Origin of the sequence: Pleurocapsa sp. PCC 7327 (assembly GCF_000317025.1) — a bacterium.
In the GTDB taxonomy this organism is placed as follows: domain Bacteria; phylum Cyanobacteriota; class Cyanobacteriia; order Cyanobacteriales; family Microcystaceae; genus Hydrococcus.
In genome coordinates this window covers 970,856-996,300 of record NC_019689.1, presented here as the reverse complement: position 1 = coordinate 996,300, position 25,445 = coordinate 970,856, and the positions used below count along the sequence as shown (strand labels likewise).

At 45.7% G+C, this 25,445-nt stretch carries 25 protein-coding genes and 1 pseudogene; 11 read left to right on the top strand and 15 right to left on the bottom strand.

Annotated features, from left to right (window positions below):
• Window positions 1–34: 34 nt before the first annotated feature.
• The 6 genes from PLE7327_RS04460 to PLE7327_RS04435 form a co-directional block, all read right to left on the bottom strand.
• On the bottom strand, window positions 35–4,129 hold the full coding sequence (locus PLE7327_RS04460) for a GAF domain-containing protein (RefSeq protein ID WP_015142671.1): 4,095 nt from the start codon (window positions 4,127–4,129) through the stop codon (window positions 35–37).
• Between the two features lie 218 nt (window positions 4,130–4,347).
• Window positions 4,348–4,812, bottom strand: coding sequence for a chemotaxis protein CheW (locus tag PLE7327_RS04455; protein WP_015142670.1), 465 nt, complete (start codon window positions 4,810–4,812; stop codon window positions 4,348–4,350).
• A gap of 12 nt (window positions 4,813–4,824) precedes the next feature.
• Entirely contained in the window at window positions 4,825–5,190 is a 366-nt protein-coding gene (locus tag PLE7327_RS04450) for a response regulator transcription factor (protein ID WP_015142669.1), read from the bottom strand.
• 140 nt (window positions 5,191–5,330) lie between these two features.
• Window positions 5,331–6,446: a response regulator gene (locus tag PLE7327_RS23135; protein ID WP_015142668.1), complete on the bottom strand. Its 1,116-nt coding sequence runs from the start codon at window positions 6,444–6,446 to the stop codon at window positions 5,331–5,333.
• Window positions 6,447–6,829: 383 nt separating this feature from the next.
• A complete protein-coding gene (locus PLE7327_RS04440; RefSeq protein WP_015142667.1) occupies window positions 6,830–7,669 on the bottom strand; it encodes an endo alpha-1,4 polygalactosaminidase in 840 nt (279 codons plus the stop codon).
• A complete protein-coding gene (locus PLE7327_RS04435) occupies window positions 7,659–8,081 on the bottom strand; it encodes a thiol-disulfide oxidoreductase DCC family protein (protein WP_015142666.1) in 423 nt (140 codons plus the stop codon). Before PLE7327_RS04435 ends, PLE7327_RS04440 begins: the two co-directional genes overlap by 11 nt.
• Before the next feature lie 265 nt (window positions 8,082–8,346).
• On the opposite strand from PLE7327_RS04435, the gene PLE7327_RS04425 reads away from it, so the two are divergent.
• Window positions 8,347–9,412 (top strand): ISKra4-like element ISPle1 family transposase gene (locus PLE7327_RS04425; protein ID WP_076611691.1). Its coding sequence is split into 2 segments (ribosomal slippage): window positions 8,347–8,504 and window positions 8,503–9,412, totalling 1,068 coding nucleotides; the frame shifts between segments, so codons are not numbered across the junction.
• A 104-nt stretch (window positions 9,413–9,516) separates the two neighbouring features.
• On the opposite strand, the gene holB is transcribed toward PLE7327_RS04425, so the two are convergent.
• Window positions 9,517–10,461, bottom strand: coding sequence for a DNA polymerase III subunit delta' (gene holB / locus PLE7327_RS04420; RefSeq protein ID WP_015142663.1), 945 nt, complete (start codon window positions 10,459–10,461; stop codon window positions 9,517–9,519).
• A gap of 51 nt (window positions 10,462–10,512) precedes the next feature.
• Between holB and PLE7327_RS04415 the strand changes: the two genes are divergently transcribed.
• Window positions 10,513–10,860, top strand: a complete 348-nt coding sequence (locus PLE7327_RS04415) for a hypothetical protein (protein ID WP_015142662.1) — start codon at window positions 10,513–10,515, stop codon at window positions 10,858–10,860.
• 4 nt (window positions 10,861–10,864) lie between these two features.
• Here PLE7327_RS04415 and PLE7327_RS04410 read toward each other — a convergent pair whose 3' ends face one another.
• From PLE7327_RS04410 to PLE7327_RS04400, 3 genes and pseudogenes are all read right to left on the bottom strand, one after another.
• Complete coding sequence (locus tag PLE7327_RS04410; protein ID WP_015142661.1) at window positions 10,865–11,335, bottom strand: FHA domain-containing protein; 471 nt, start codon at window positions 11,333–11,335, stop codon at window positions 10,865–10,867.
• Window positions 11,336–11,401: 66 nt separating this feature from the next.
• Window positions 11,402–13,963, bottom strand: coding sequence for a cation-translocating P-type ATPase (locus PLE7327_RS04405; protein WP_015142660.1), 2,562 nt, complete (start codon window positions 13,961–13,963; stop codon window positions 11,402–11,404).
• A 212-nt stretch (window positions 13,964–14,175) separates the two neighbouring features.
• Window positions 14,176–15,826: pseudogene (locus PLE7327_RS04400) on the bottom strand (FAD-dependent oxidoreductase).
• A 252-nt stretch (window positions 15,827–16,078) separates the two neighbouring features.
• Here PLE7327_RS04400 and PLE7327_RS04395 point away from each other — a divergent pair.
• The 9 genes from PLE7327_RS04395 to PLE7327_RS04360 all read left to right on the top strand — a co-directional run bounded on the left by PLE7327_RS04395 (window position 16,079) and on the right by PLE7327_RS04360 (window position 21,374).
• Window positions 16,079–16,969 carry a response regulator transcription factor gene (locus tag PLE7327_RS04395; RefSeq protein ID WP_015142659.1) on the top strand — a complete coding sequence of 297 codons (891 nt, stop codon included), beginning with the start codon at window positions 16,079–16,081 and terminating at the stop codon, window positions 16,967–16,969.
• The gene (gene kaiB, locus PLE7327_RS04390) at window positions 16,966–17,256 is read left to right on the top strand and encodes a circadian clock protein KaiB (protein ID WP_015142658.1); all 291 of its coding nucleotides are present in this window, start codon (window positions 16,966–16,968) and stop codon (window positions 17,254–17,256) included. The genes PLE7327_RS04395 and kaiB overlap by 4 nt, the downstream gene beginning before the upstream one ends.
• A gap of 72 nt (window positions 17,257–17,328) precedes the next feature.
• Complete coding sequence (gene kaiC / locus PLE7327_RS04385; RefSeq protein ID WP_015142657.1) at window positions 17,329–18,843, top strand: circadian clock protein KaiC; 1,515 nt, start codon at window positions 17,329–17,331, stop codon at window positions 18,841–18,843.
• Between the two features lie 244 nt (window positions 18,844–19,087).
• Window positions 19,088–19,435: a rubredoxin gene (locus PLE7327_RS04380; protein WP_015142656.1), complete on the top strand. Its 348-nt coding sequence runs from the start codon at window positions 19,088–19,090 to the stop codon at window positions 19,433–19,435.
• Window positions 19,436–19,579: 144 nt separating this feature from the next.
• A complete protein-coding gene (locus PLE7327_RS04375; RefSeq protein WP_015142655.1) occupies window positions 19,580–20,575 on the top strand; it encodes a photosynthesis system II assembly factor Ycf48 in 996 nt (331 codons plus the stop codon).
• 88 nt (window positions 20,576–20,663) lie between these two features.
• Window positions 20,664–20,909 carry a cytochrome b559 subunit alpha gene (gene psbE, locus PLE7327_RS04370; RefSeq protein WP_015142654.1) on the top strand — a complete coding sequence of 82 codons (246 nt, stop codon included), beginning with the start codon at window positions 20,664–20,666 and terminating at the stop codon, window positions 20,907–20,909.
• Between the two features lie 26 nt (window positions 20,910–20,935).
• Window positions 20,936–21,073, top strand: a complete 138-nt coding sequence (gene psbF, locus PLE7327_RS04365; RefSeq protein ID WP_015142653.1) for a cytochrome b559 subunit beta — start codon at window positions 20,936–20,938, stop codon at window positions 21,071–21,073.
• 9 nt (window positions 21,074–21,082) lie between these two features.
• A complete protein-coding gene (locus PLE7327_RS23130) occupies window positions 21,083–21,202 on the top strand; it encodes a photosystem II reaction center protein L (RefSeq protein ID WP_015142652.1) in 120 nt (39 codons plus the stop codon).
• Window positions 21,203–21,254: 52 nt separating this feature from the next.
• Window positions 21,255–21,374 carry a photosystem II reaction center protein J gene (locus PLE7327_RS04360; protein WP_015142651.1) on the top strand — a complete coding sequence of 40 codons (120 nt, stop codon included), beginning with the start codon at window positions 21,255–21,257 and terminating at the stop codon, window positions 21,372–21,374.
• 151 nt (window positions 21,375–21,525) lie between these two features.
• Here the strand turns inward: PLE7327_RS04360 and nuoK are convergent, their stop codons facing one another.
• The 5 genes from nuoK to PLE7327_RS04335 form a co-directional block, all read right to left on the bottom strand.
• Window positions 21,526–21,837: an NADH-quinone oxidoreductase subunit NuoK gene (gene nuoK / locus PLE7327_RS04355; protein WP_015142650.1), complete on the bottom strand. Its 312-nt coding sequence runs from the start codon at window positions 21,835–21,837 to the stop codon at window positions 21,526–21,528.
• 56 nt (window positions 21,838–21,893) lie between these two features.
• Entirely contained in the window at window positions 21,894–22,502 is a 609-nt protein-coding gene (locus PLE7327_RS04350; protein WP_015142649.1) for an NADH-quinone oxidoreductase subunit J, read from the bottom strand.
• A gap of 105 nt (window positions 22,503–22,607) precedes the next feature.
• Window positions 22,608–23,213 (bottom strand): NAD(P)H-quinone oxidoreductase subunit I, encoded by a 606-nt coding sequence (gene ndhI, locus PLE7327_RS04345; protein WP_015142648.1) that lies wholly within the window; start codon window positions 23,211–23,213, stop codon window positions 22,608–22,610.
• Between the two features lie 37 nt (window positions 23,214–23,250).
• Window positions 23,251–24,369: an NADH-quinone oxidoreductase subunit NuoH gene (gene nuoH / locus PLE7327_RS04340; RefSeq protein WP_015142647.1), complete on the bottom strand. Its 1,119-nt coding sequence runs from the start codon at window positions 24,367–24,369 to the stop codon at window positions 23,251–23,253.
• A gap of 210 nt (window positions 24,370–24,579) precedes the next feature.
• Complete coding sequence (locus PLE7327_RS04335; RefSeq protein ID WP_015142646.1) at window positions 24,580–25,443, bottom strand: ABC transporter permease; 864 nt, start codon at window positions 25,441–25,443, stop codon at window positions 24,580–24,582.
• Window positions 25,444–25,445 lie beyond the last annotated feature (2 nt).

Genomic DNA, 25,445 nt, shown 5'->3' with positions numbered 1-25,445 from the left:
TACTCACCTGTCGCCATTTACTTCTCACAAGTTCCTAGCCTACTTTGAACTGTCCGGTACTCTTTTGGAGGTCTTGCGACAGGGCTAGCAACACCTGAAATGCCTCCGCGATTTGCCTCGATTTTTCGGCATTGTGATTGGCGATTGCCCAGATGTTTTTGATTGCCCCAGTCACCGCTCCAGCTTGCGCGTGCTGCTTGTGAGCGACTTGAAGAATATCCTCGACTTGTTTGCCGATCTGGGCTGTCGCCGCTACGATTTCATTGAGACTTTCGCGGACTTCATCGACCAAACCCGTTCCTTCGAGAACGCGATCGATTCCCGTTTCCATGGCTTTGGCAACTTCCTCGGTTTCGCTTTGCATCTGAGCCACTAATTCTTCTATTTCGGTTGTGGCGGCGGCGGATTGATGGGAGAGCGATCGTACTTCTTCGGCGACGACGGCGAAACCTCGTCCGTTTTCTCCAGCTCTTGTCGCTTCCAAGGCGGCATTCATTGCCAGCAGGTTGGTCTGGGTGGCAAAGTTGCCAATTAACTGTACTACCTTGGAAATTTTTTGCGACGATTCGCTAAGGCGCTTGATTCGCTGGGCAGTTTCCGAGACGGTTTCCCGAATTGTCAGGATGCTGCCCACCGTCAGGTTCATGGTCGTGTCTCCCTTTTGCAGGATTTGATTTGCCTCGCGAACCGCTGCTTCGACTTGTTTGGCTTTCCCGGCGGCAGTTCGGGTCAGATTGACCATTTGCTGAATTTGGTCGAGCGCTCCTTTGAGGTCTTGAAACTGTTTCCCCATTCGAACGGCGCATTCTTGAACCACTGCCGTATTTCCTTGGGCGGTTTGTGCTAGCTTTTTGGCTACTGCTTGCACTTGCACGACGATTTTCCGCAGCGATTGCAGGGTTTCGTTATAGGCGTCGGCGATCGTGCCGATTTCATCGTCTGTAATCGGGGCACGGACTGTCAAGTCTCCGGTCAAAGCAGGCAAAACCGAAACTAACAGTTGACTAGCCCGTTGCTGAAGTTGTTCTTTGAGAGCTTTTTCTCTTTCTATCGAAGTTGCCAATTGTTGGGATTGGGCTTGTACCCGTTCGAGATAGTCGGCTTGCTGGATGGCAACTCCCAACTGTACGCTGGCTTGAGCGAGTAGATCTACCTCGCTTTCTTGCCACTGGCGAGTGTGGTTGTTTTGATAAATTTCCAATAATCCCCACAATTGCTCGCCTTCAAAAATCGGTGCGATCGCGCAGGCTTTAATCCCTAGTTGCTCGAACCACTCCGACTCGAACGAGGCCAGTTCGGCGCTGTCGATATTGTCGATGACGAGGTTTTGGCGATCGCGGTAGCGACCGCCTTGACTGTCTTGCAGGTCGGGATTTTCTACCAAGGCAGCTTCTGTTCCTGCCAATCTGACGCAGCCAGCGCTAATGTCTTCTGCGATAAATTCCCGATTCCAATCTGGCGTAAAACGGGAAATCGCCACGCGATCGACTTTCAGTAGCTTGCGCAATTCCTGGGCGCTAGTTTTCAGCAAACTCTCTAGCGCAAGTTTTTGCTGGCTTTGCTCGATAATTCTTTGATTGATTTTCACCAAAAAGCGAACGAAGTTTTTTTCTCGTTCTGCCGCTTGGGCGAGTTGTTTTGACTGTTCCTCAATCGTATTGACATATCCAGCCTGTTGCAGAGCAACGCTGAACTGAGCGGCAATTTGCTTGAGAAATTTAATTTCTGTCTCTTGCCAAGGACGAGTTCCGGAGTTTTGAAACGCTGCCAGCATTCCCCACAGTTTTTGCCCCAGAAAAACTGGGACGATTGCATAAGCTTTGATATCGTATCGCTCTAAAGTTTCGAGATAACAGGCAGGAAACCCGGCCTGGTAAATATCTTCTCGGACATAAGCTTCCTTGTTTTGCAAGCGACCGCCTTGATTGTCTTGCAAATAGGTATCCGTCCACCGTGTCCGACTGGTTTGCTCGTTGCCACTACTGGCAATCAAACTTTGTATGCTAGCGCAGTCGGTAATGCTCTCTTGCAAGCCAGAAATCCGATTCTGCCTCTCGACTAATTTACTCCAGCCGCTGGTAACTGACTCAGCGATAAATTCGCCACTCCAGTCGGGATTAAAGCGATAAACCGCCACGCGATCGACATTCAGCAGCGATCGCACTTCTTTGGTCGTTGTATTAAAGATGGTGTCGAGGTCGAGCGATTGACGGATGCGAGCAATGACTTTGGCAACGGCTTGCTCTTGCTCGACCAATTGAGCTAGACGATCCGATTTAGCTTGTACCTGTTGGAGGATTTCTGCTTGTTGTAGTGCGGTGCCAAACCGAGCGGCGATTTTTTCCAAAAAATTTACCTCAGACATTTGCCACTGTCTGGGTTTGTCGTTTTGGTAGGCGGCTAGCAGTCCCCAGAGCTTTTGTCCCTGGAAAATTGAGACGATGATGCATGATTGTGCTTCGTATTGTTCCAATGCTTCGATATGACACGGAGTCAGCTCGGTATTGTGAATATCGTTGAGGATAAAAGGCTCGTTGTTGCGAAAGCGACCGCCTTGAGTTTCCTGGAAGTAAGGATCTGCCCATCTAAGCAGGTTTTGTGTCGCTTGACTGCCGATAATCGGCATCCAGCCGCTGGCGACTGACTCGGCGACAAAATCTCCACTCCAGTCGGGATTAAAGCGATAAACCGCTACGCGATCGGCTTCTAGAAGCAGTCGCGCCTCTCTAGCGGTCGTATTAAAGACGGTGTCGAGATCGAGAGATTGACGGATGCGAGCGATGACTCTGGAGACGGCTTGTTCTTGTTCTAGAAGCTTTGCCAACTGGTTGGTTTGGGTTTGCAATTGCTCGAAGGTTTCTACTTGTTGCAGTGCGGTGCTAATCTGAGTGGCAATTTGTTTGAGAAAGCCGATTTCTGTTTCCTGCCAGTTTCGGGGAGCGGAGTTTTGATAGACAGCTAGCAATCCCCAGAGGTTTTTTCCTTGAAAGATAGGGGCGATCGCATGGGATTTGGCTTGATATTGCTCTAGCAGGTCTAAATGACAGGCCGATAGTCCAGCTTTATAGATATCATCGAGAACATAGATTTCGTTGCCGCGAAAGCGACCGCCTTGGGTGTCTTGCAAGTAAGTATCTTCCCATCTGGGATTTGTGCCAACCAGAGGAACCCAGCCACTCGCTACTGATTCGGCAATAAATTCGCCGCTCCAATCGGGCGCGAAGCGATAAACCGCTACGCGATCGGTTTTTAGCAATAATCTTGTTTCTTGCGTCGCTGTCTTTAAGATGGCGTTCAAGTCGTCGGACTGCTCGACTTTGCCGATCTTTTCTAGGACTTTGGCGAGGAGTTGATTTTCTTGGACTCGCTCTTGCAGTCGAGCGCTAAATGCTTCGCGTTGCAGGCTAGTGGTGAGTTCCAGACAGATTTGGTGGAGCAGATCGATTTCTGCTGCTTGCCAATCGCGTCCTGCCGAGCATTGCTGGACTGTCAATAAGCCCCATACCTCGCCTTCTACCAAAATCGGCAAGCTCAAACTGGATTTTATCTGAAATCGTTCTAATAATTGTCTTTGATAGGGGGTGAGTTGGAATGAGGCTGCGTCGATCGCGCTAGCTTGCCGAGTCAAATAGTCTCCTCTTCGCTCCAAGCCAAAGGCGATCGCCGGAAGGTCTTCGCCAAGACAGGGAGTCCAACCCGCAACCTTCGACTCTGCCAAGACGTTGCCTCGCTCGTCAGAACTAAAGCGATAGACAAAAACGCGATCGGCTTCTATTTTCTCGCGCATAGAAGCAACGATAAGGTCGAGTAGCTCGTTTAAGTCTCGAACTCTACGAATGCGATCGATAATTTCTGCTAAGAGCGTGCGCTCTGGCTTAAACCATTCCCTTGCTGCGGATGATTTTTTTTGTAAATTTTCTTGAAAAAAATAAGCAAGTTGCTCGATTTGTGCTATCCGTTCTTTGAGTTCGGGTTTTTCTAAATAGCCGGACTCTTCTAGAACGGATTTGACGGCGGCAACGGCGGCTAAAGAAGTCTGAGCGTCAATTTGAGCGCCATTTGAGGCAAGCGGGTTATCAAAATTGCGATCGGGTTCGCTAAATTGGGTTGGTTGATGGGTAGCTGTCATGGGTGCGTCCTCTAAGCTTCTTGGTATCCTCAAGTATCGATCCAGTAATGGCTAGGGATTTTACTCGTGTTGTCAATGCTTGATGCGAGTCGGCGTTTGAATTGTCTGCCTCAGTTGGCTGCGAGCGTGCCTGGATTAGAGTCAATAGAGTAGATTTACCACAAATATCGTTTTTTGACTGTTCCCGTAACTACGAAGCTGCGAGAGAAATTTTTTATCTATTCGATAAGCTTTTGCGAGCAAGCGAGAAAAATTCCCTTTGCAATCAACAATTTGAGAATTTCTTGTCCGTTTTTTAGAAAAAATCCCTGTAAAAAAGGCATTAACTCCGGCGAGAATAATTCGTCTGAGGGATCGTGCAATTGTTGCCAGTCGTACTCCTCAATACCATGCACTCTGGGAACGACCAATCCCAGGGAGCGCGTTTCGATCTCAACGACGATCGCGTAATGCTTACCCTCCCACGATAGGGGAGCATATCCCAACAAGTAACTCAGATCGATCAGCCAGAGCATTTCATCGCGCCACTGATAAATTCCCAAAACCCAGTCGGGAAGATGAGGCACGGGTAAGATTTCCTCGGCTGCAACTAGGCGAATTTCTGGCGCGATCGCGGCTGGCAGAAGGGCTAATTCTTCTCCTTCTAGCTGAAATTGCAAAAACTTCTCTTCTGTCGATTGCACTTCCTTACTTGTTTAATTTTTGGTAAATTGACGCACGATTCCGATCAACTCCTCTTGTCGCACGGGTTTGCCCAGGTAAGCATCTGCGCCTAACATGGTGCCCCACATTTTGTCCACATTCGTGTTTTTAGTCGAGCACATGACAACGGGAATTTGACTAGTGCGGGGATTAGTTTTGAGTTCTCTACACAGTTCAAATCCACTTTGACCGGGCAATATAACATCCAAAAGAATCAAATCGGGTTTTTGTTGTTCGAGTTTCTGCTGTGCCTCTTCCCCGCTTCTGACACAGACGACAAAAAAGCCTGCTTGCTGCAAATATCGGCTAACGATTTCTGTATCAGTCAAGCCATCTTCTACGACCAAAACAGTATTCAAAGCCCACCTCGCTCAAAAAACTCGCTCGAATACAAAAATACAGTATCGCTGAGCTTCGATAAATATTTTGTCAGATATTGTTACTCAACATTGTGCTGGGGAGGGCGCGACAGACGCAGAACTTCGCTCGCTTCAGTCGCTCATACGAACTCGCTAACAACTTTAAGCAATTTCTCTGTCTCAATTGGCTTAGTTAAATAGCGATTGGTTCCAGCGATTATCCCTTTCATTTTGTCAACCAAAGTATTTCTAGTTGTCAACATGACAATAGGCAAGTCTCGAAACTTAGGAAGACTTCGCACGGTACGACACATTTCTAATCCGTCGATATCTGGCAGGTTGATATCCAATAGCAATAGCGAGACGGGTTCTCGAGCGAGCAGGAGCAACTTGAGTCCATCCGACCCATTGCTAGCTAATAAAACTCTATAGCGATCGCCCAAAGCTTGCAAAATCCGCATTTGGATCGTTGGGCTATCATCGACAGAGAGAATGGTTGGTAGATTTTTGCGATCGCTAGCAAGATTTTCTTTAAAACTGACCCAACCTATTTGCGCCCAAGTTTGATAAAGTCGAGCCAGTTGCAAGGGATCTCGATCGATCTTTTCGGCAATATCAACCAAGGTATGCTTACCATCGACCCATTGATACAAATGCTGGCGAACTTTTGGTAAGGGAAGTCGTTTTAGATCGGTTTGTAGGAGGTGGGGAACTGCCTCCATTGAGGGAATAGTAGGAGCGAGATAAGACCATTCTTTATAACGGCGAGCAATATTAAACTTTAACTTAGACAAATTTAAGCCGCGATGAGCTTCGCCATAGGTCAGGTCGAATTCAACTGTTGGATTGAATTGAAATTGTCCGGCATAGGGTAAAATTTGCTCTAGGGCGATCGCAGTTCGAGCGAGAACGAAGGATTCGATTTGCTCCCAACTCAAGACTCGAATTTTGCACAAGACTTCTAACAGTTCCCTTGCCGATGTTGAATTGGTGGCTTTTTCCCTGGCAAACTTGATTGCTATCTCGCTCATGGCGGGCTTAAATTGCTTCGTCAGCTTTTTAGCTAAAGAGAGGCGATCGGGGATACTATAGTCACCGTAAGTAATTTCGCCGCCTTGAAAAACCAAAACGCGAGATCTCGCTTGCGCGTCAAGAGCGATCGTTGCTTTTACGTGCAAAGTCCCGCTAGCACGATGACTGCGGAGGATGTTTAGAAGGGTACCAAGCTGCTTGGGTTGATATTTACCGTGAGGCATAGAAAAGCAAGCGCTACGGTTTGCTAAAGCAATTTCTTAAAACTCCCTGAGTTTATTTTACGAGTAATTGCTTAATTCAAGCTGCATTGGGGATCGACATTACATAGCCAGTATAGTTGACGAACGCGATCGCAACTCAAAATTTGCAGCTACTGCCGCCTATAAATATGGCTAGCAGCGCAAGGTGAAAAATATACGTCGAGTATTAAAAAATATGTATTTAGATTTATGACTCAATCGAATGATTCGGTGTTTTTGCCCCTTTAATTCTAATCTTTTATAGTGGCGATCGCGGACTCAAAGCAAGATGGTTTTATCTACTTTACCCGCTTCATCTTTGCCTATTAGCTGCAATAAAAGGGTGCTTGAATGCAGCTTAAGTTTTATTCTCCATCGCAGCTAAAGCGAAAAGAATCATCTAAATCTTTTGGTAAAATCAATGTGCGAATATTAGCAGCTAAAGCCCGTTCGCATAAAGACTTACTTTCAACGCGATCGCGCAGATATTTTTTGTTATATTCGGCGTTAAAAATCGGTTTTCCTTGCTCGATAAATGGTCGCAATAAATTACATTCATTAAACTCGTGGCATTGTTCGTTAATGCTGAAGTCAAAGTAGAAAACCAAATCTGGCATTTGGTCTAAATCGTTTTTTAGTGCAACCGACAAACTCCGTTTATGAGCTTCGTTAGCAATAAAACGATTGAACGCGAGTTGCTCCTCATAAGTTAAATGAAAACCCGTATTATTAATATAACCGTCAACATTATCTGGTTCCACGCCATCGCAATGTTTTTGTACGGCAAGATCCAATCTAGATATGATTATCTTACCAACATTGGGAGAGCGTATATCTAACCAACGTTCGTCAGGATAATCATCTAATGCTTTACCAATTTCGGTTGGTTTAAATCGAGTGGCATCAGGTCGAAAATTTTCAACGGTTCCCGCCGAAAAGTAACAAATTACCTTTTTTCCTTGGCTGTGAAGATTAGCAATTAATTCTGGCGATGCATTAATTAAATCGATGTCATATACTTCAACGTTATAGCTTGTATTAACGGTTCCTACAAGCTGCCATTGCCAAGAAGTTTCGATCGCAGGACGAAACCAGTTACCATCGGCAATAGCGTTAAAATCTATAGGTTTTCCATCGATCCTACACCCCAATAGGATGGTAACTAAGAAAAAAATTGCGATCGCTCGTCTGGCACTAGCTCGCATCCTGACGATTTTGAGTAACAGAGCAACCGATCGGATAAGCTGAATAGTAAGTAGAGTCTCGTTTTCCGAACCACTGATAGCGATTGTCTCGAACTTGTTCGTAAGTGCGATCGCCGAGCCATTTTACACCGGGCAATGCGCGGTATGCTGCGATAAATGCCTCTCCCATCGGCAGCAAACGGGTAATTTCTTCTACTGCATCGCTGCCTTGCCACCGACATTCTGAATTTTTTGCATCAACTAAGATCATTCCCATCTGGCAGTCATCAGGGGTAATGCCAAATCGTTGCAAAGCAGCTTCATCTTGCATGGGAGTGTAATCAAAAATTGTCCCGCGATCGAATTGTTCCAGCAGTTGAGTAAAAGTAACGCAAAGATTGCAATTGCCGTCGTAGATGACGTGATATTTCATAAACGATGGGAGTTAAATAGGTCGTCTTAATTTTAATTAAATATTAGATGATAGTGCGAGCATCTTGAAAAGCGTATGAGCGAGACGCTCACATTACCATTTATGAAATAATCGTGTCGTTACACTTATAATTGGTTTATACTATTTCTAAAAAAGACCCGATAGAAATTTCAGTCGATTTTAATCGAGTGGGAGCATCCAGTTTTGGAAGATTTACCATTTATGGGAAAATGTAAAGGGAAATAATCCTGTGCGATCGCTGACAATGAACCAAGAGAAACAAGAACGGATCAAAGCCTGCTTACAAGAATTGTCAACACTGCTGTATGAAGAAGCAGACAAAAGTAAGCTGACAGACCTTGAAGGCATAGAAAAAACAGTTCGCAGTCAAGTATTAGAACTAGTCAGCCCAGAAATAGCCCTTTTTTATCGAACAAAAAACTGGAACAAAAGTAGGTAAAACTAGGAAAATAAAAAGCCTAGTAGGGGAACTGAAATTAAAAGCCAAACAGCTTATTAGACTAGGTTTAAAGCCAAGAACTCGCCTAAGTCCATTACTTCAAAAGTGCTGTTTGAGGTTATCAGCTAACGAATCATACCAAAAAGCAGAAATCGAGATTGAGGCATTGACAGGAGTAAAAGTTGGTCATTCAACACAACAACAACTAGTGCTGTCACAAGATTTTCAACTACCACTTGCTAAACAATCAGTTTCAGAAGTCAGCGTAGATGGAGGAAAAGTCCGACTCAGGGGTAAACCGAAAGCAGGCTGCCACTGGCGAGACTATAAAACCGTTCGTCTGCAAGGGATTTACTATGGTGCATTTTTTGATGACAACCAATCATTAATTGATTATGTCAATAGCCAACAGTTGTTAGACCCTCTTGTTTGCTTGGGAGATGGACATGATGGTGTCTGGAATCTGGTGAGAGAATTTGGACAAGACCAGTTTTCTCGCTGTGAAATTTTGGATTGGTATCACCTGAAGGAAAATCTTTATAAAGTTGGTGGTTCTTTAAAGCGACTCAAAGCTGCGGAAACTCTGTTGTGGCAAGGTCAGGTAGAAGCGGCCAAGACCCTATTTAATCATTGCCGAGGTAAACAAGCTAAAAATTTCATCGCTTATCTGGAAAAACATCTCCCTCGCATTGTCAATTACAGCTATTATCAGGCTGAACAATTATGTTCTATCGGTTCAGGGGCAGTTGAATCTGCAATTAAACAAATTGGTTTAAGGATCAAAATTTCTGGCGCACAGTGGAATGTTGAAAGTGTCAATCACATCCTCTCTGTTCGTTGTGCTTATCTTAATGGTTTACTTGCTGTCTGATTGGGTGTTTCTTCCAAAAGTGGATGCTCCCAATCGAGTTGAGCTTTGAGCCTAGAACTTTAGTTCTAGGCGTTGATACCTTGCAAAATTATTATCTAAGCTTGTCAAAGTATCATCTCTAGGAGCGTACATTCCCACACCAATCTAGGTTGAACGTAATTGAGAAGGCATTGACGCGCTTTCTCTAGTAACTCAAGTAAATCTTGTTGTTGCCAATTTTGCCAATAGATATATTGAAGATAGTCGATCAGCCAAATTTGAGCTTGCGTGTCTAACTCGCGATCGATAGTTTTGGCTAATTCTAGGGCGTTAAGCGGACTGTCTGGCAACTGACTTAGCTGTTGTCGCAAGGCTTCTGGAATGGCTTGTAGTTGAGCGAAGGCAGCGATCGCCTCTCCTGGACTTCCTTGAGCGATCGCGAGAATTTCTGGATAAGTTAGAATCGCTTCATGACCATTGCGACGCAGAACTTCTTCCATTTCTTCTGGCGAGAGTCGATAAAATGGAATTTTTTGACAGCGAGAAACGATGGTCGGCAATAGGACATCAGTGCTGGGAGCGATTAAAATGATGGTAGCTCGTCCGGGTTCTTCTAAGGTCTTGAGTAAGGCATTAGCTGCCGCTTCTGTCATCGCTTGAGCTTCTTCTATAACGACTAGCAAACGAGAGGTTTCTATAGGAGGACGATTGAGAAATTGGGCGATATCTCGAATCTGCTCGATGCGAATTTGGGGGGCAGCTTTGCGCTTGAGTCCTGCGGCAGCAGCTTCTTTTGTCGTCAATAATTGCCCTTGATGCTGATAAGTTGCCTCTACCCATAATAAATCGGGATGATTGCCAGCTAAAGCGCGTTTTTGAGCTATTGCACTTTTTTCGGGCGAGAGATTGAGACTCAGCAACCATTGACTGAAACATTTAGCAGCCAGAGATCGTCCTACCCCTGGAGGACCGGCAAATAAATAGGCTGGGGCGATGCGATTACGTGCGACCGCCTCCTGTAGCAACTCAACGGCTTGGCGTTGACTTACGAGTTGAGAAAAATAGTTCATCGATCCAAAATGAAGGGGTCTAACAGTCAGAATTTTTAGCTAATTGTAATTATGGCTCGCTATACCTGCTCCTATCGCGTCAAGGTCGATCTGGAAAAACTGCAACCCCTAATGATCGAAACTCTGCAAGCTTGTCATTTTGAGGTGATTTATCAGGCGGTCGATTATATAATGGCACGCGAATTTCTCGGTCAAATCGGTTTTTCTAAGTTGGTGACGGTGGAGGTACTCATTGACAGCACGACTGCTATTAATGATGAGGTACAGGTGAATTTAGTTGTTAAGAATGATGAACTTCCATTACAGCTAAACAATCGCTGTCGGCAACAGTTTGCTCTCATCCAACAGGCGATTGCTGAAAATCCGCAATGGAAATTAATAGAAAATGTAACCAGTTAACCGACTATCTTCTTCCTTCTGTTCCTTTTTCTGTATCGAGCGCCTCTTCGTCATTGTCCATCATAGCAGGATTGATCAAGGTGATATCGAAAGGGTCGTTATTGGAAGCCGTGGTAAATTCATCTAGTTGTCGATAATGATAAACAGCAACTACTTGCGGTCCGAAAACCACCTCGTCTCCATCTTTGAGATCGCAAACAGTGACTTTACGACCGTTGACTAACATTCCATTGGCGCTCGCTTTTCCTTGGGCGTCTCCATCGATAATGCGATAGTAACTAGAGCCGTTGTCGAGATCGAACCTGAACAGAGTAGCGTGGTGGCGCGAAACAAATTGAGAACGCAGACGAATGTCGCAATGTTGCGACCTGCCCAATGAATAAACCGGGTATCTTAAGAGGATTTCTTGTCTCCCTTTGTCGTCTTCAACAACGAGAAAATGTTCTTTTTGAGGGAGTACGGGCTTACCAGTCATCACGCTATCCTAAATTCTATGCATTGCGATTGTGGGATTTAAGATTGGCAACACCAAGGCGAATAGCTAGTTTGATTTGTAGATAGTTCGCGTTTGGATTTTGAATTGACGACGCAACAGGAGAGAATTAGTCACGACTGTGACGGAGCTAAATGCCATTAGCGCTCCGGCTAATGCCGGACTCAACAGTAACCCAAAACCGGGAAGCAAAACGCCAGCAGCAACAGGAATGGCAAGAGTATTATATCCCAAAGCCCAAAACAGATTTTGGCGAATTTTATTAAACGTAGCCAGGCTCAATTGGATGGCTTCGACTACATCGAGCAATCGTTCTCGCATCAAAACAATGCCCGCCGTTTCGATCGCAACGTCCGTTCCTCCGTGCAAAGAAATTCCGATATCTGCCTGTGCTAAAGCTGGAGCATCATTGATTCCATCTCCAATCATGGCAACAATCTTGGATTTTGGATTTTGGATTTTGGCGAAGCCGCCGCACGCTCCTTGAACCTTTTCAAGGAGAACGGCGGATTTTGGATTGGGGATGAAAGGATTTTGGATGAATTTCTTCGGAGTCCCCCCACTCTCCCCACTCCCCCTTGTCCCCTGATTCCCGTGCCTTCTAACTTCCGACTTCCGTTCTCCCATTTGCAGGGATTTAATAATTTCTGCCTTCTGCTGGGGACGAACTGAGGCAAAGACTTGAGCAATGCCGACTTGTTGTGCGATCGCACCGGCAACATCTGCGCGATCGCCAGTCACTAGGATAACTTGCAATCCCAATCGCTGAAGGCGTTCTACGGTTTCCTTGGCATCGGGGCGCAGGGGATCTCGAAGGGCAATAATTCCAGCGACTTTCCCGGCAATGGCGAGGTAAACAACGGTTTTGCCTGCTTTTGCAAGCGATCGCGCCTGAATCTGGGCTGCTTCGTCGATTGCTATGCCGCGATCGCTCATCCAAGCTTCATTGCCCAATAAAACTTCTTCTGTGCCAACGCTAGCAGATATGCCCAGTCCAGCTTCGGTATAAAAGTCTTTAGCCTCTAAGAGAGGTAATTCTCGTTTTTGGGCTTCCTCAATGATTGCCGTGGCGAGAGGATGATTGGTGCCGCTTTCTACTGTTGCGGCGAGTTGCAAGAGACGGTCTTCATTAATCTCTGTTAGGGGGATACAATCGGTAACGGTAGGATGACCGATAGTTAGCGTTCCCGTTTTATCAAAGACGATCGCGTCTAATTGATGAACTTTTTCTAAAATCTCTCCGCCTTTGATTAACAATCCGTGTTCGGCACCAATACCAGTCCCGACTAAGATCGCTGTTGGCGTAGCCAATCCCAAGGCGCAGGGACAAGCAATCACTAACACGGCGATCGCAAGTTTTAAACTCAAGAGCAAAGGGGAGGGCGACATGACCATCTCATGTCCCATGTCGTGAGACATTCCCGCCATGAGAACTTCTGGATAGAGTTTCGTGCCGATGAGATCCCAAAATAGAAAAGTTAGCGAGGCAACTGCCATCACGCCGTAGGCAAAATACCCAGCGACGGTATCGGCTAGCTGTTGGACGGGGGCTTTGCGGGTTTGCGCGTCTTCTACTGAGGCGATAATCTTGGCTAGGGTGGTATCTTTGCCGATGCGGGTAGCTTTAATTGCGATCGCGCCCGACTGGTTTAGCGTTCCTGCCGTTACCGTATTACCTTCTTGTTTTGCCACGGGTAGCGATTCTCCCGTCAGCATCGACTCGTCCACCGAACATTGACCCGCGACAATTTCCCCATCGACGGGAATTTTTTCTCCCGGCAATACCCAAACCCACTCTCCCACGCGCACTTGCTCGACCGGAATTTCAATCCCCGACGGATCTGCGGTACTGGGATCGCCAATCAAACGGGCAAGGGGCGGTTGTAGGGCAACGAGGGCTTCTAGAGCAGAACGAGCGCGAATTCTTGCCCTAGCTTCTAGGGTGCGCCCCAGGAAGATAAATCCTAACAGCATGACGGGTTCGTCAAAAAAGCATTCCCATTCCAATTGGGGAAACAGAAGCGCAATGCAACTCGCCAGATAAGCGCTAAACGTTCCCAACCCAACCAGGGTATTCATATTGGGCATTCCGTGCCAAAGGCTTCGCCAGCCATCAATTAGGAGAGAACGCCCCGGAAATAGTAATGCAAGGGTTGCTAGCGCCCAATGAAACCAAATATTGCTAAAAAAGGGAATCTTCGGACCGCCAATATGGTCTAGATGCCCAAGACTAGAGAAAACTAATAGAATAGCCGCGATCGCTAAATTCCGGAGCTGTTGCTTTACTTCCTGTTGCCGCCGTTCTACCGCACTTGTAGCTAATTCGCCGGCTCCTCCTGCCGCCGAGGAACGCAATCGCGAGGGAAAACCCGTTTCAGTCAGCTTTTGGGCTAAATTCTCCGGTTGAATGGCTCCTGGAACGTACTGGACGACGGCTACTTCAGTCACGAGATTGACGCACGCAGAAACCACTCCCGGATTTTGAGTAAGTTGCCTTTCTACGGCTTTAACGCAGCCGGCACATTTCATTCCCGTCACATCCAGCGTAGCAGTTTCTAGAGAAGCTGCAATTGTTGTCGTTTCCCCAGCTTTAGGCGAAGTTTGTACCATAAACAGTTATTAGTTATTCTATTAGTTATTCAATGAAAGGATTGGGGATTAGTTAGTAGGGGCGAGTTTATCTAAAAACGCTAGCGATTTCCCAACAGTTACTCTAAAAAACCCGTCCGTACAGTGGTTAGGTGGTTAATTGTCTCCCAACTCTCTCCACACTCCCCCCACTCCCCGTTTCCCTATCCCTCTTAATCTTCCTAGAGGATGTACTACATTAAATGGTAACTTTTCCAAGTTTTATATCCTCCTGTTAAATTGGAAGCATTAAACCCATTTAATCGTAGGATACGAGTAGCATAGTAGGCGCGTTGACCGACTTGGCAATAAACTAAAATTTTTTTATCTTTTGGGAGTTCGGGAAGGCGATCGCGTAACTGACTCAAAGGAACATTAATTGCTCCAGGGACGTGACCTGTTTCAAACTCTCCCACTTCTCGCACGTCCACTAATACGCCTTCGGTCAAATCTAAGCCATCCCATTGAGCGATCGGAGCATCGCCTCGTAAGGCATTAGCGGCTATCATACCAGCAAAATTAACGGGATCTTTTGCCGCACCAAATTGGGGTGCATAGCACAATTTGGGGTGCATAGCACAATTCGGCTTCTTCTAGATCGAAGACAGTAGAGTGACGCTGAATTGCCATTGATATAACATCAATACGTTTTTCTACTCCTTCTTCTCCCACTGCTTGCGCTCCTAAAATTTGCCCGTCTTTGGGAGAAAAAAGCAATTTCAGGTCAATCGGTTTCGCACCTGGAAAGTAGCTGACGTGATGACCGGGATGGAGATAGATTTTCTCATAGGGAATTTCTAGCCGTTTTAGAGTTTTCTCGCTAGCTCCCGTATTGGCAACGGTTAACCCAAAGATACCGCAGACGGCAGTACCTTCCATGCCCCGAAAGGTAGAAGGGCGACCTGCGATCGCATCGGCTGCAATCTTTCCCTGGCGGTTTGCTGGTCCTGCCAAAGGAATTAACGTCCATTCTTTGGTAACATAGTCTTGTACTTCTACTGCGTCTCCGACTGCCCAAATAGACTCGTCAGAAGTGCGCATTTGTTCGTTGACGCGAATTCCGCCTTTTTCTCCTATTTCTAATTCCGCCTCTATAGCCAGTTTGCTTTCCGGACGCACGCCAAGTGCAATAATCACTAACTGAGCGGGATACTGCTTTTGCGATCGCGTCGAAACGAGAATATTCTTTTCCTGTTGCTCGAATTGCGTTACTTCTTCTTGCAAATACAACTGAACCCCATGCTTTCTCAGACGCTCTTGTACGGGAACGACCATTTCTCGATCGAGGATTGGCATGACTTGAGATGCCATTTCTAGTAACGTCACGGCAATGCCTCGATGGACGAGATTTTCTGTTATTTCTAAGCCAATTAAGCCACCACCAACGACAACAGCTTGTTTGACTTGACGTTCGGCAATCCAATCGCGAATGCGACGGCTGTCGGGGATGGTACGTAGGGCAAAAATTCCTGGCAAATCGATCTCCGGTAGCGGCGGACGAATCGGAGAAGCTCCCGGTGCTAATACCAAAGCATCGTATCGTTCTTGATAAATTTCGTCAGTTGTCAGGTTTTTGACCGTAATTTTTTTGCTTTGGCGATCGATACTTAAGACTTCATTTTTAATTCGGACTTCAATATTAAAACGCTGCTTAAATAGATCGGTAGTAGCTACCAACAATTTCTTTTCTTCAGCAATGACATTTCCTACATAGTAAGGCAAGCCACAATTGGCAAATGAAACAAAAGGCCCTCGCTCAAAAATAATAATTTCTGCTTCTTCAGATAGACGGCGGGAACGAGTTGCACAAGAGGCTCCCCCTGCTACGCCACCGACAATTAAAATTCTTTTTTATCTCATATTCTATCGTTCGATCGGTTATGGCTGACCTCGATCGGGGAGAATGATTAGAATCCTACATTTGGAAAATCCGATCGCCATCTCTATTATATTTTTATTAACTTATTAATTGCCGAAAATGTGCTGACAAAAAAAATTAATTTTTAGCTCGAACGCAATCTCTCTAAAAAATCAGTTTACCCTAAAAAATAGGCGAAATTAGCATTAGTCCCTAGGTAGCGAGGTAACTAGCAGAGCATGCCCGGTAATCTCTGTAAAATCCTGTTGATAGAAGAGAATTGCGATCGCATTAAGTTGATTGAGAGATTGCTGCTAGAATCTGAGGGCAGCTCTTTGGCTGAGGGATTGTTCTTTACCCTGATCTTTGCTAAGACTCTTTCCCAAGGCATCGAATGCTTAGCCAAGGAAATCTTTGATGTCATTTTACTCAATTTAATGCTGCCTGACAGTAAAGGAATTAATTCTCTCATAGCGCTCAGAGAGCGATATCCTAAAGTGCCAATTATCCTGCAAACAGAGAGCGAGGATGAAACATTAGTCGTTAAAGCCTTTCAGCTAGGCGCGGATGGCTATTTGCATACCAAAACTCTCGATCGCAATTTTCTAGTCTACGAAATCCGCCTAGCCATTGAAAGACAGGAATACCTCGCCAAACTAGAACGCTTGCAACAACAAAAAGAACAAGAGCTAGAATTTCAACAACTCGAACGACGCGCCAACTCGACCAAGACCAGTATCACGGCTCGCATGTTTGGATCGGAAACCCTGCGAGAAAGCATACCAGACATATTTGAGGAACTCGCGCAAACTTATGGAAAATTGCTCGATCTCGCTTTAGAAGAACGCGCCTATAAAGTCGAACATAACATCTCCGATCGCTTGCGCGCCTTAGCAGATAAATTGGGCTTCCTCAAAGCCAGTCCCAGAGATGTTGTAGACATCCACACCAAAACATTGAGGGAAAAAAATCAAGGCGTTCCTCTGGCTAAAGCCCAAGCTTACGTGGCTGAAGGACGCTTGATGGTTTTAGAACTCATGGGGTATCTGACCTCGTTTTATCGAAAATACTATATTGGCTTGAGCAATATTAAATTTTCTCCCCAGCTCGAACAGGAAAATGAGTCATGAGCAAATACGTTCTGAAGTTATATATTACCGGAAACTCCCCCAAATCCCAGCGAGCGATCGCCAATTTATTTCGCATCTGTCACGAAGAACTCGCCGACCAGTACGCGATCGAGATTATCGATGTTTTGGAACAGCCTCACATGGCGGAAGCTGAAAAAATTCTGGTCACTCCTACCTTGATCAAACAACTTCCCCCGCCGCTACAACGCATCATCGGCGATATGTCGAATACTCAAAAAGTTCTTCTCGGACTCGATCTGCTGCCGAAAGAGTTGGAGATGAAATGAGAGTGGCTCAATGATTGACGAGGAGGAGAAAATGCACGGAGAATTAATAAGCGATCGCTATTCAAGAAACTAATGAGTCAGAACAACGGACGGGAGTTTATCGAGAAATTAGAAACAGGGATTCCAGGATTCGATTTTCTCTCTCAGGGGGGACTTCCCAAAGGTCGGGGAACTTTAGTAGCAGGAACGGCGGGAAGTGCCAAGACAGTTTTTGCTTGTCAGTTTCTCGTAGAAGGGATCGTGCGCGGAGAGAATGGCGTTTTTGTCACCTTTGAAGAACCCCCAAAGGCACTAAGAAGAAATATGCTCGGCTTCGGCTGGGATATTCAAAAATGGGAAGAAGAAGGAAAATGGGCGTTTGTCGATGCCTCGCCCCAACCGGGGGAACGTCCGATGGTCAGCGGCGAATACGACCTCGGCGCTTTAATTGCGCGGATCGAGTTTGCCATCCGCAAGTACAATGCTCAACGAATCTCGCTAGACTCTCTCGGCGCGATTTTCAGCCACTTAGCCGATAGCGCTCAAGTTCGCAGCGATTTGTTCAGGCTGGCATCGGCACTGCGGGAATTGGAGATTACTGCTGTCATGACCGCAGAGAGAACGCAAGAATACGGCGAAATCAGCCGCTTTGGAGTCGAGGAATTCGTCGCAGATAACGTGGTTATTTTGCGCAATGTCCTTGCCGATGAAAAGCGCCGTCGAACTATCGAAATTCTTAAGTATCGGGGAACCGACCACCAAAAGGGGGAATTTCCTTTTACCGTGATTCGCAACCGGGGAATTACGATCATTCCGCTAGCGGCAATCGAACTCGAACAGAAATCATCCAACATCCGTATTACTTCCGGTAGCGAAGAATTGGATAGAATGTGCGGCGGCGGATTTTTCCGCGACTCGATCATCCTCGTCTCAGGAGCGACGGGGACAGGGAAAACCCTGATGGTGACAGAATTTATGGCAGGTGGTGCCAACAGTGCGGAAAGGTGTCTCATTTTTGCTTTTGAGGAAAGCCGAGAGCAATTGTTTAGAAACGCGATCGGTTGGGGTGTCGATTTCGAGCGGATGGAACGCGAAGGCAAGTTGAAAGTTGTCTGTCGCTATCCCGAAACGACTACCCTGGAAAATCATTTAATCGCCATGAAGGAGATCATCGAAGAATTTAAACCCAATCGCGTTTCAGTAGACAGTCTCTCGGCATTGGAGAGGGTTTCCACCCTCAAAAGCTTTCGGGAATTTATTATTGGTCTGACTTCATTTATCAAACAGAAAGAAATTGGCGGACTGTTTACGTCCACCACCCCGACGCTTTTAGGCGGTTCTTCGATTACAGAGGCACACATTTCTACTATTACTGACTCGATTATCCTGCTGCGTTACGTGGAAATGTACGGAGAAATGCGCCGGGGCATTACAGTACTAAAAATGCGCGGCTCGATGCACGATAAGGATATTCGCGAGTTTGCGATCGACAACCGAGGCATGCATATTGGCAGACCATTCCGCAACGTGACTGGAATTCTGGCAGGAGCGCCGATTTACATAGCTCAGAATGAGGTAGAGCGCCTTAGCGGTTTGTTTGAGGAGTGAGGCAAGGAGACGGGGAGACTGGGAGACAATTAACCACTAACCACTGTACGGGCGGGTTTTTAACAATAACTGTTGGGAAATCGCTAGCGTTTTGAGATTGATCCGCCCCTACTAACTACTCACTAATTCCCAATGACCTATGACCAATGACGAAGGACAACTGACCAATCCCTAGTAAGATAAGAAAGTTAGATTATATGCGATAATTTGTTACAGACATTTTAAGATTTGCTTAGTACTAGCAATGAGCGATCGACCTGTAGAGAAAACGCTGGCAGAGCAAGCTCTAGCAAGCTATGAATGCCGTGCTTGCGGCTACGTTTACGAGCCAGATAAGGGAGATAGTAAAAGTAACACTCCTGCCGGAACGCCATTTGAGGAATTGCCCGTCGATTGGCGCTGTCCGGTCTGTGGGGCAAGCCGTTCTGCCTTTGTCAACATTGGAGCCAGAAATGCTCCCTCTGGATTCCAAGAAAATCTCAATTACGGTTTTGGTGTTAACCGTTTGACTCCAGGACAAAAAAATATTTTGATCTTCGGAGGACTAGCCCTAGCCTTCTTATTTTTCTTAAGCCTATACGGTTTAAATTAGGCTCGAACCAAGCATCGCTGCCAACTCCCTTTAATTGATATCCCTATTTTTCGCATTAAATGCAATCTTACCGAACAATTTTAGCCGGGGAGAAACCGATAAATCGATTCCTAGCTGTTATCGACTAAGAATATGAACATATTCATGAGAAAGCTGAAACAAATCTTCATATTAATTGCGTTTTCCTTATTTTGTATCAGTTGTAGTACCGTTCCCTCTACCAGTTACAATCCCTGGTCAGTTATCCAGTTAGAAACCGAATCGACTTTTGCCGATCTAGCTTTTACCGACGACCCAAATCATGGCTGGTTGGTCGGTTCTCAGGCAGCCCTGTTTGAAACAACTGATGGAGGCAAAACCTGGCAAGAGAAAAAACTAGACTTGGGAGAAGAAAAAGCCAGCTTTACAGCCGTCAGCTTTAACGGACAAGAAGGCTGGATTACTGGAAAACCCTCTATTTTGCTGCACACCGAGGACGGCGGTCAGTCTTGGTCGCGTATTCCCCTAAGCGAAAAGTTACCGGGTGCGCCAAATGGTATTGTTGCACTGGGTTCTAAAATGGCAGAAATGGTGACAGACCTGGGAGCGATTTATAAAACTAGCAATGGCGGTCGTACCTGGCAAGCTTTAGTCGAAGGTGCGGTGGGGGTCGCCCGGACGATTGCTCGCTCTGCTGACGGTAAATATGTTGCTGTTTCCGCCAGAGGAAACTTCTATTCAACTTGGGAACCGGGACAAACGGAATGGACTCCTCACAATCGCACCTCTTCTCGCAGATTGCAGACAATGGGATATAGCGAGGACGGACGGCTGTGGTTGCTTGCTCGCGGCGGTCAAATTCAGTTCGCTAGCACTGACGGTCAAGACGAGGAATGGGGAGAAGTTATCTATCCTGAACCCTCAACCAGTTGGGGCTTATTGGATTTAGCCTACAGAACCCCCGAAGAAATTTGGGTGAGTGGCGGTAGCGGCAATGTGCTGGTAAGCTTTGATAATGGGAAAACTTGGCAAAAAGATAGAGAAATAGAGGATACTCCCTCTAACCTTTACAAAATCGTCTTTGTGACCCCTGAGAAAGGATTTATTCTGGGTCAAAAAGGTGTTTTACTTAGATATGAGCCGCCAGCAGAAACAGCTTAAAATTAGGCTATAGCTGTTAGCACGATCGGCGGTTTTGGATCGTATAAACTATAGAATTGAAACGATAACAATAGGAGGAGAAATTTAAATGTCTGGTAGCACTGGAGAGCGTCCGTTTTCGGACATTATTACTAGCGTTCGTTACTGGGTAATTCACAGCATCACCATCCCGATGTTGTTTATTGCGGGTTGGTTATTCGTCCAAACGGGACTAGCCTATGATGTTTTCGGAACACCCCGTCCCGATGAGTATTTTACGCAAGAGCGTCAAGAATTACCAATCATCACCGATCGCTTTAAAGCCAAGCAGGAAATCGAGCAGTTTAATAATTAAGTAGTTATAAAACAAGGATGGAAATTATGACAAGTCGGACTCCTACCAATCAACCTGTTTCTTATCCGATTTTTACGGTGAGATGGCTAGCCGTTCATACTCTGGCCGTTCCCACTGTATTCTTTTTAGGCGCGATCGCCGCTATGCAATTTATCCAAAGATAGGAGAAAGTCATGGAGAGAAATCCAAATCCCAACAGACAACCAGTAGAGCTTAATCGGACTTCTCTATACTTGGGTTTGTTACTGATTGCAGTCCTTGGTATCCTATTCTCCAGTTATTTCTTCAACTAATTATTGGATAATAATTGAAGTTTCAATCGGAGAAAAATAGGAGGTTAAAATTATGTTTGCAGAAGGACGTATTCCGCTGTGGGTTGTTGCCACTATAGCTGGTTTGGGTGTCATTGCTGTTGTAGGTCTTTTCTTCTACGGTGCCTACGCTGGTTTAGGCTCTTCTCTGTAGAGTTTATTGCCTTTTAAATTAATTGCTTTAACACCATCGAGCAACAAAAAAACCGCCTCTTTACCAAAAGTTGGCGGTATTTTTTATCAGGAAAAAGTGAAAAGGAAAAAATTTTACTTTTGTCTTTTTCCTTCTACCCTTTACCTTTCTCTTACCACTTGAGTAGATTAAATTGCTCCATGTCGATCGTCTCGCGGTTGCGATAAATCGCAAGTACAATTGCCAAACCGACTGCTGCTTCTGCTGCGGCGACCGTAATCACAAAGATAGTAAAAACTTGACCCTTGATTCCTGTAGGATCTAAGAAATTAGAGAAGCCCATCAAATTCAGATTCACTGAATTGAGCAGCAACTCGATGGACATAAGAACTCGTACTGCATTTCGGCTGGTAATCAAACCATAAATCCCGATACAGAAAAGCGCAGCAGCCAATAGCAAACAATATTCCAGTTGCAGTTGCATAAATCCTCTTTCAATGGTTATCGATACTTCGTCAGTCTTCTTTGAGAATTCATCATTTATAATTCCGAAGACTTGCTACCTAATGAAGCTACTTCGCGGGGACGTTCGGGTAATGTTAAAGGGGTTGTCGTGGGTTCTTGAGGTTCTGGAATTATATCGCGACGGGCGAGAATAATTGCGCCGACCATTGCCATCAACAACAACACCGAAGCCAGCTCAAAGGGCAATAAGAAGTCGCTGAAGAAATGTTTGCCAATTTCTACGATCGTACTTTCAACCGCAGCAGACGAAGTGCCAGCTATCGACCAAGGAGTCACTAACACCATCGTCGCCAGCAGCGCAAATAAACCAAGACAAACTAGCGCCGTTGCTCCCTGGCGAATCCAACGTCTGGGGACGGCAATAAACTCTTCGCGCTTGTTGACCAGCATGATAGCAAAGATAATCAGCACGTTAATAGCGCCGACATAGATTAAAATTTGTGCGGCTGCTACAAAATCAGCATTGAGTAGGATATAGATACCAGCAATGCTAATGAATACGCCTGCTAATAAAAAGGCTGAATAGACGATATTGGATAAAAGCACTACACCCAAGGCAGCGCCAAGCATCATCACAGACAACAGACCAAATGAAACAATTTGAACGCCTTCAGCTAGATTCACAGTCTTTTATTCTCCTTAGTAGGAACGATTGTTGTTGGTTATTGGGCTATATAGAGCTAAAATTTCGCGTCTGGAACTAACCCCTAACCAACAACAAATCTACGATTAACTCACACCTTCTTTGTTAGATTCCATCTCTTTAACGATTTCCTCTGGGCGCTTGCCAGGTCTTTGACTTCCCGAAGGTAAATCGTGAGGTTCGAGGACTCCTTTAGGCAGATATGCCAACTCTCGTAGAGGAGTTACCATCGGATCTTGGGTAACTTTATATGGCAAGCGTCCGAGAGCCACGTTATCGTAGTTGAGTTCGTGGCGATCGTAGGAAGCGAGTTCATATTCTTCTGTCATAGAGAGGCAATTGGTGGGGCAGTATTCCACGCAGTTGCCGCAGAAGATACAAACGCCAAAATCGATGCTGTAGTGCTTGAGCTTTTTCTTCTTGACGCTCTTGTCGAATTCCCAATCTACTACGGGAAGGTTGATCGGGCAAACTCGGACACAGACTTCGCAGGAGATGCACTTGTCGAATTCAAAGTGGATTCTACCGCGAAAGCGTTCTGAAGGAATCAGTTTCTCATAGGGATACTGAACGGTTACAGGGCGGCGACGCATGTGGTCGAAAGTGACAGAAAGCCCTTCGCCGATGTATTTTGCTGCTTGCACGCTTTCTTTGGCGTATGCCTGGACTTGTTTGAGGATTTGGTTGAACATATCGTTTGTCCTTTGTCATTGGTCACTGATTCTCTATCTACCCTCCAAACGCAAAGGGAAAGGCGAGTTTGAGGGCAGCCGTCAAAAGTAAATTGGCTAGAGAAACTGGCAGGAGAAACTTCCAACCTAAATTGAGGAGTTGGTCGATGCGAACGCGGGGAACCGTCCAACGCACTAGAATGGCGAGGAAGATCAGGAAATAGGCTTTGAGAACCGTCATGGTAATTCCCAGAGAAGCCGTAACGATCTGCAACCAGGAACTGGTTTCGCTGACTCCCAACCAACTTGCCAAGCGATCGAGAGGAATGGGAAATTCCCAACCGCCAAGATAGAGAATGGCGAAGACCAGTGCAGAGAGAACGAGATTTACGTAAGAACCTACGTAAAATAGACCGAATTTCATGCCTGCGTATTCGGTTTGATAGCCAGCGACCAATTCTTCTTCAGCTTCGGGGAGATCGAAGGGCAAGCGTTCGCATTCTGCCAAAGCAGCAATCCAGAAGATGATAAACCCTATAGGCTGTCGCCAAATATTCCAGCCGAGAATTCCGTAGCCCGATTGCTGTTCCACAATGTCGATGGTGCTGAGACTGTTCGACATCATAGCGATCGCTAATACCGACAGGGCGAGGGGAATTTCATAACTGATTGACTGGGCGGCTGCTCTCAATCCCCCTAAGAGGGAGTATTTGTTATTCGAGGCATAGCCAGACATCAGCAAACCGATGGGAACGATGCTCGACAGAGCAATCCACAGGAATATGCCCACGTTGAGGTCGGTAATCACCAAATTCTGTCCGAACGGTACGATTAGATAGGACAGAAATACGGGCAGAACCACTAAAACGGGTCCCAAGGTGAACAACAAGGGATCGGATTTAGCTGGAATGACATCCTCTTTAAACACTAACTTGATCCCGTCTGCTACGGGCTGCAAGACGCCTAGCGGTCCAGCGTATTCGGGACCGATGCGCTGTTGAGCGGCAGCAGAGATTTTTCTCTCTAACCAAACGGCTACTAAAACCCCTACCGTTGCCCCGATAATCATTAAAAACATGGGTAGGGGCATCCAGATGGCTTTAGCAACACCAGCAGGGACTCCTAAGTCTATGAGAGATTTGATAAAACTTCCTTGTAGGTCAATTCCTGGGTTCATGCTTGCTTAGATAATAGAGCTTTAATACAGTTAGTTACTCAGTTAACCCGATTGGTATCTTGTCAAGACGTTTCTCAATGCCTAGTATATCGTTGTCTGGTTCTTAACTAGAGTAGATAGCTACAGAAGATCTGCTTATGGATGTGATAAGAATCTTTCTATGGAAAGTCAAGCGCGATCGCTGTGTTTAACTTTTCTAGGGTTTATATATCAACGACGTTGTAGAGTCAAAGAAGAAACTACCAAAGTTAAAGAAGCCAATAAAATCAAGGTGGATACTGCATTAATCGCAGGAGTGACGGCAAACTTAATCATGCCATAGACGTATAAAGGTAACGTTGTTGCTCCCACGCCGGCAGTAAAAAAGGCGATCGCGAAATCGTCTAAAGATAAGGTAAACGCCAATAAAGCCGCGCTCAAAATACCGGGGGCAATTAACGGTAGAATAACGTGCCGCATGGTTTGCCATTCATTGGCTCCTAAATCCCAGGCAGCTTCTTCTACAGAGGGTTCTAATTCTGCAATTTTTGCCCTGACCGTTACGACGACAAATGAGATATTAAAAGCAATATGACTGATGATAATGGTAGGTAATCCCAGTACTAAACGAATCCCTGTTAAATTTTCTAATAATTGAAAAACCAGACTGAAAAACACTAATAAAGAAATGCCCATGGCAATATCGGGAATAATAATAGGCAGCAAAACCAAACCTTCTAAAGCCGTTTGCCCGCGAAAGCGAAAGCGCTCTAATGCTAGGGCTAGCATAGTTCCTAAAAAGGTGGCAACGACCGTAGAAATTGCGGCAACTAAAAGACTATTATTAACGGCATCCCAAATCATGATATCTGTAATCTGCGCCCTGCCGTCGGTTACTCCCGTTAATAAACTGCGATACCAATCTAGGGTAAACCCTCGCCAAACTGCATTGAAACGCGATGAATTGAAGGAATAAATGACTAGAATTAAAATTGGAATGTAGAGAAAAGCAAAGCCGAAAAAAGCATTAAACCACAGTCCTACTCGTCCTATTTTCCGAATGAATAAATCGAATTTTCTCTTGCGATCGCTCATGA

Excerpts from the sequence above, each read along its gene's own strand:
- PLE7327_RS04460 (WP_015142671.1), bottom strand. The coding sequence starts at position 4,129 with ATGACAGCTACCCATCAACCAACCCAATTTAGCGAACCCGATCGCAAT.
- PLE7327_RS23135 (WP_015142668.1), bottom strand. The coding sequence starts at position 6,446 with ATGCCTCACGGTAAATATCAACCCAAGCAGCTTGGTACCCTTCTAAAC.
- PLE7327_RS04440 (WP_015142667.1), bottom strand. The coding sequence starts at position 7,669 with ATGCGAGCTAGTGCCAGACGAGCGATCGCAATTTTTTTCTTAGTTACC.
- PLE7327_RS04435 (WP_015142666.1), bottom strand. The coding sequence starts at position 8,081 with ATGAAATATCACGTCATCTACGACGGCAATTGCAATCTTTGCGTTACT.
- holB (WP_015142663.1), bottom strand. The coding sequence starts at position 10,461 with ATGAACTATTTTTCTCAACTCGTAAGTCAACGCCAAGCCGTTGAGTTG.
- PLE7327_RS04415 (WP_015142662.1), top strand. The coding sequence starts at position 10,513 with ATGGCTCGCTATACCTGCTCCTATCGCGTCAAGGTCGATCTGGAAAAA.
- PLE7327_RS04410 (WP_015142661.1), bottom strand. The coding sequence starts at position 11,335 with ATGACTGGTAAGCCCGTACTCCCTCAAAAAGAACATTTTCTCGTTGTT.
- PLE7327_RS04405 (WP_015142660.1), bottom strand. The coding sequence starts at position 13,963 with ATGGTACAAACTTCGCCTAAAGCTGGGGAAACGACAACAATTGCAGCT.
- PLE7327_RS04395 (WP_015142659.1), top strand. The coding sequence starts at position 16,079 with ATGCCCGGTAATCTCTGTAAAATCCTGTTGATAGAAGAGAATTGCGAT.
- kaiB (WP_015142658.1), top strand. The coding sequence starts at position 16,966 with ATGAGCAAATACGTTCTGAAGTTATATATTACCGGAAACTCCCCCAAA.
- kaiC (WP_015142657.1), top strand. The coding sequence starts at position 17,329 with ATGAGTCAGAACAACGGACGGGAGTTTATCGAGAAATTAGAAACAGGG.
- PLE7327_RS04380 (WP_015142656.1), top strand. The coding sequence starts at position 19,088 with ATGAGCGATCGACCTGTAGAGAAAACGCTGGCAGAGCAAGCTCTAGCA.
- PLE7327_RS04375 (WP_015142655.1), top strand. The coding sequence starts at position 19,580 with ATGAGAAAGCTGAAACAAATCTTCATATTAATTGCGTTTTCCTTATTT.
- psbE (WP_015142654.1), top strand. The coding sequence starts at position 20,664 with ATGTCTGGTAGCACTGGAGAGCGTCCGTTTTCGGACATTATTACTAGC.
- psbF (WP_015142653.1), top strand. The coding sequence starts at position 20,936 with ATGACAAGTCGGACTCCTACCAATCAACCTGTTTCTTATCCGATTTTT.
- PLE7327_RS23130 (WP_015142652.1), top strand. The coding sequence starts at position 21,083 with ATGGAGAGAAATCCAAATCCCAACAGACAACCAGTAGAGCTTAATCGG.
- PLE7327_RS04360 (WP_015142651.1), top strand. The coding sequence starts at position 21,255 with ATGTTTGCAGAAGGACGTATTCCGCTGTGGGTTGTTGCCACTATAGCT.
- nuoK (WP_015142650.1), bottom strand. The coding sequence starts at position 21,837 with ATGCAACTGCAACTGGAATATTGTTTGCTATTGGCTGCTGCGCTTTTC.
- ndhI (WP_015142648.1), bottom strand. The coding sequence starts at position 23,213 with ATGTTCAACCAAATCCTCAAACAAGTCCAGGCATACGCCAAAGAAAGC.
- nuoH (WP_015142647.1), bottom strand. The coding sequence starts at position 24,369 with ATGAACCCAGGAATTGACCTACAAGGAAGTTTTATCAAATCTCTCATA.
- PLE7327_RS04335 (WP_015142646.1), bottom strand. The coding sequence starts at position 25,443 with ATGAGCGATCGCAAGAGAAAATTCGATTTATTCATTCGGAAAATAGGA.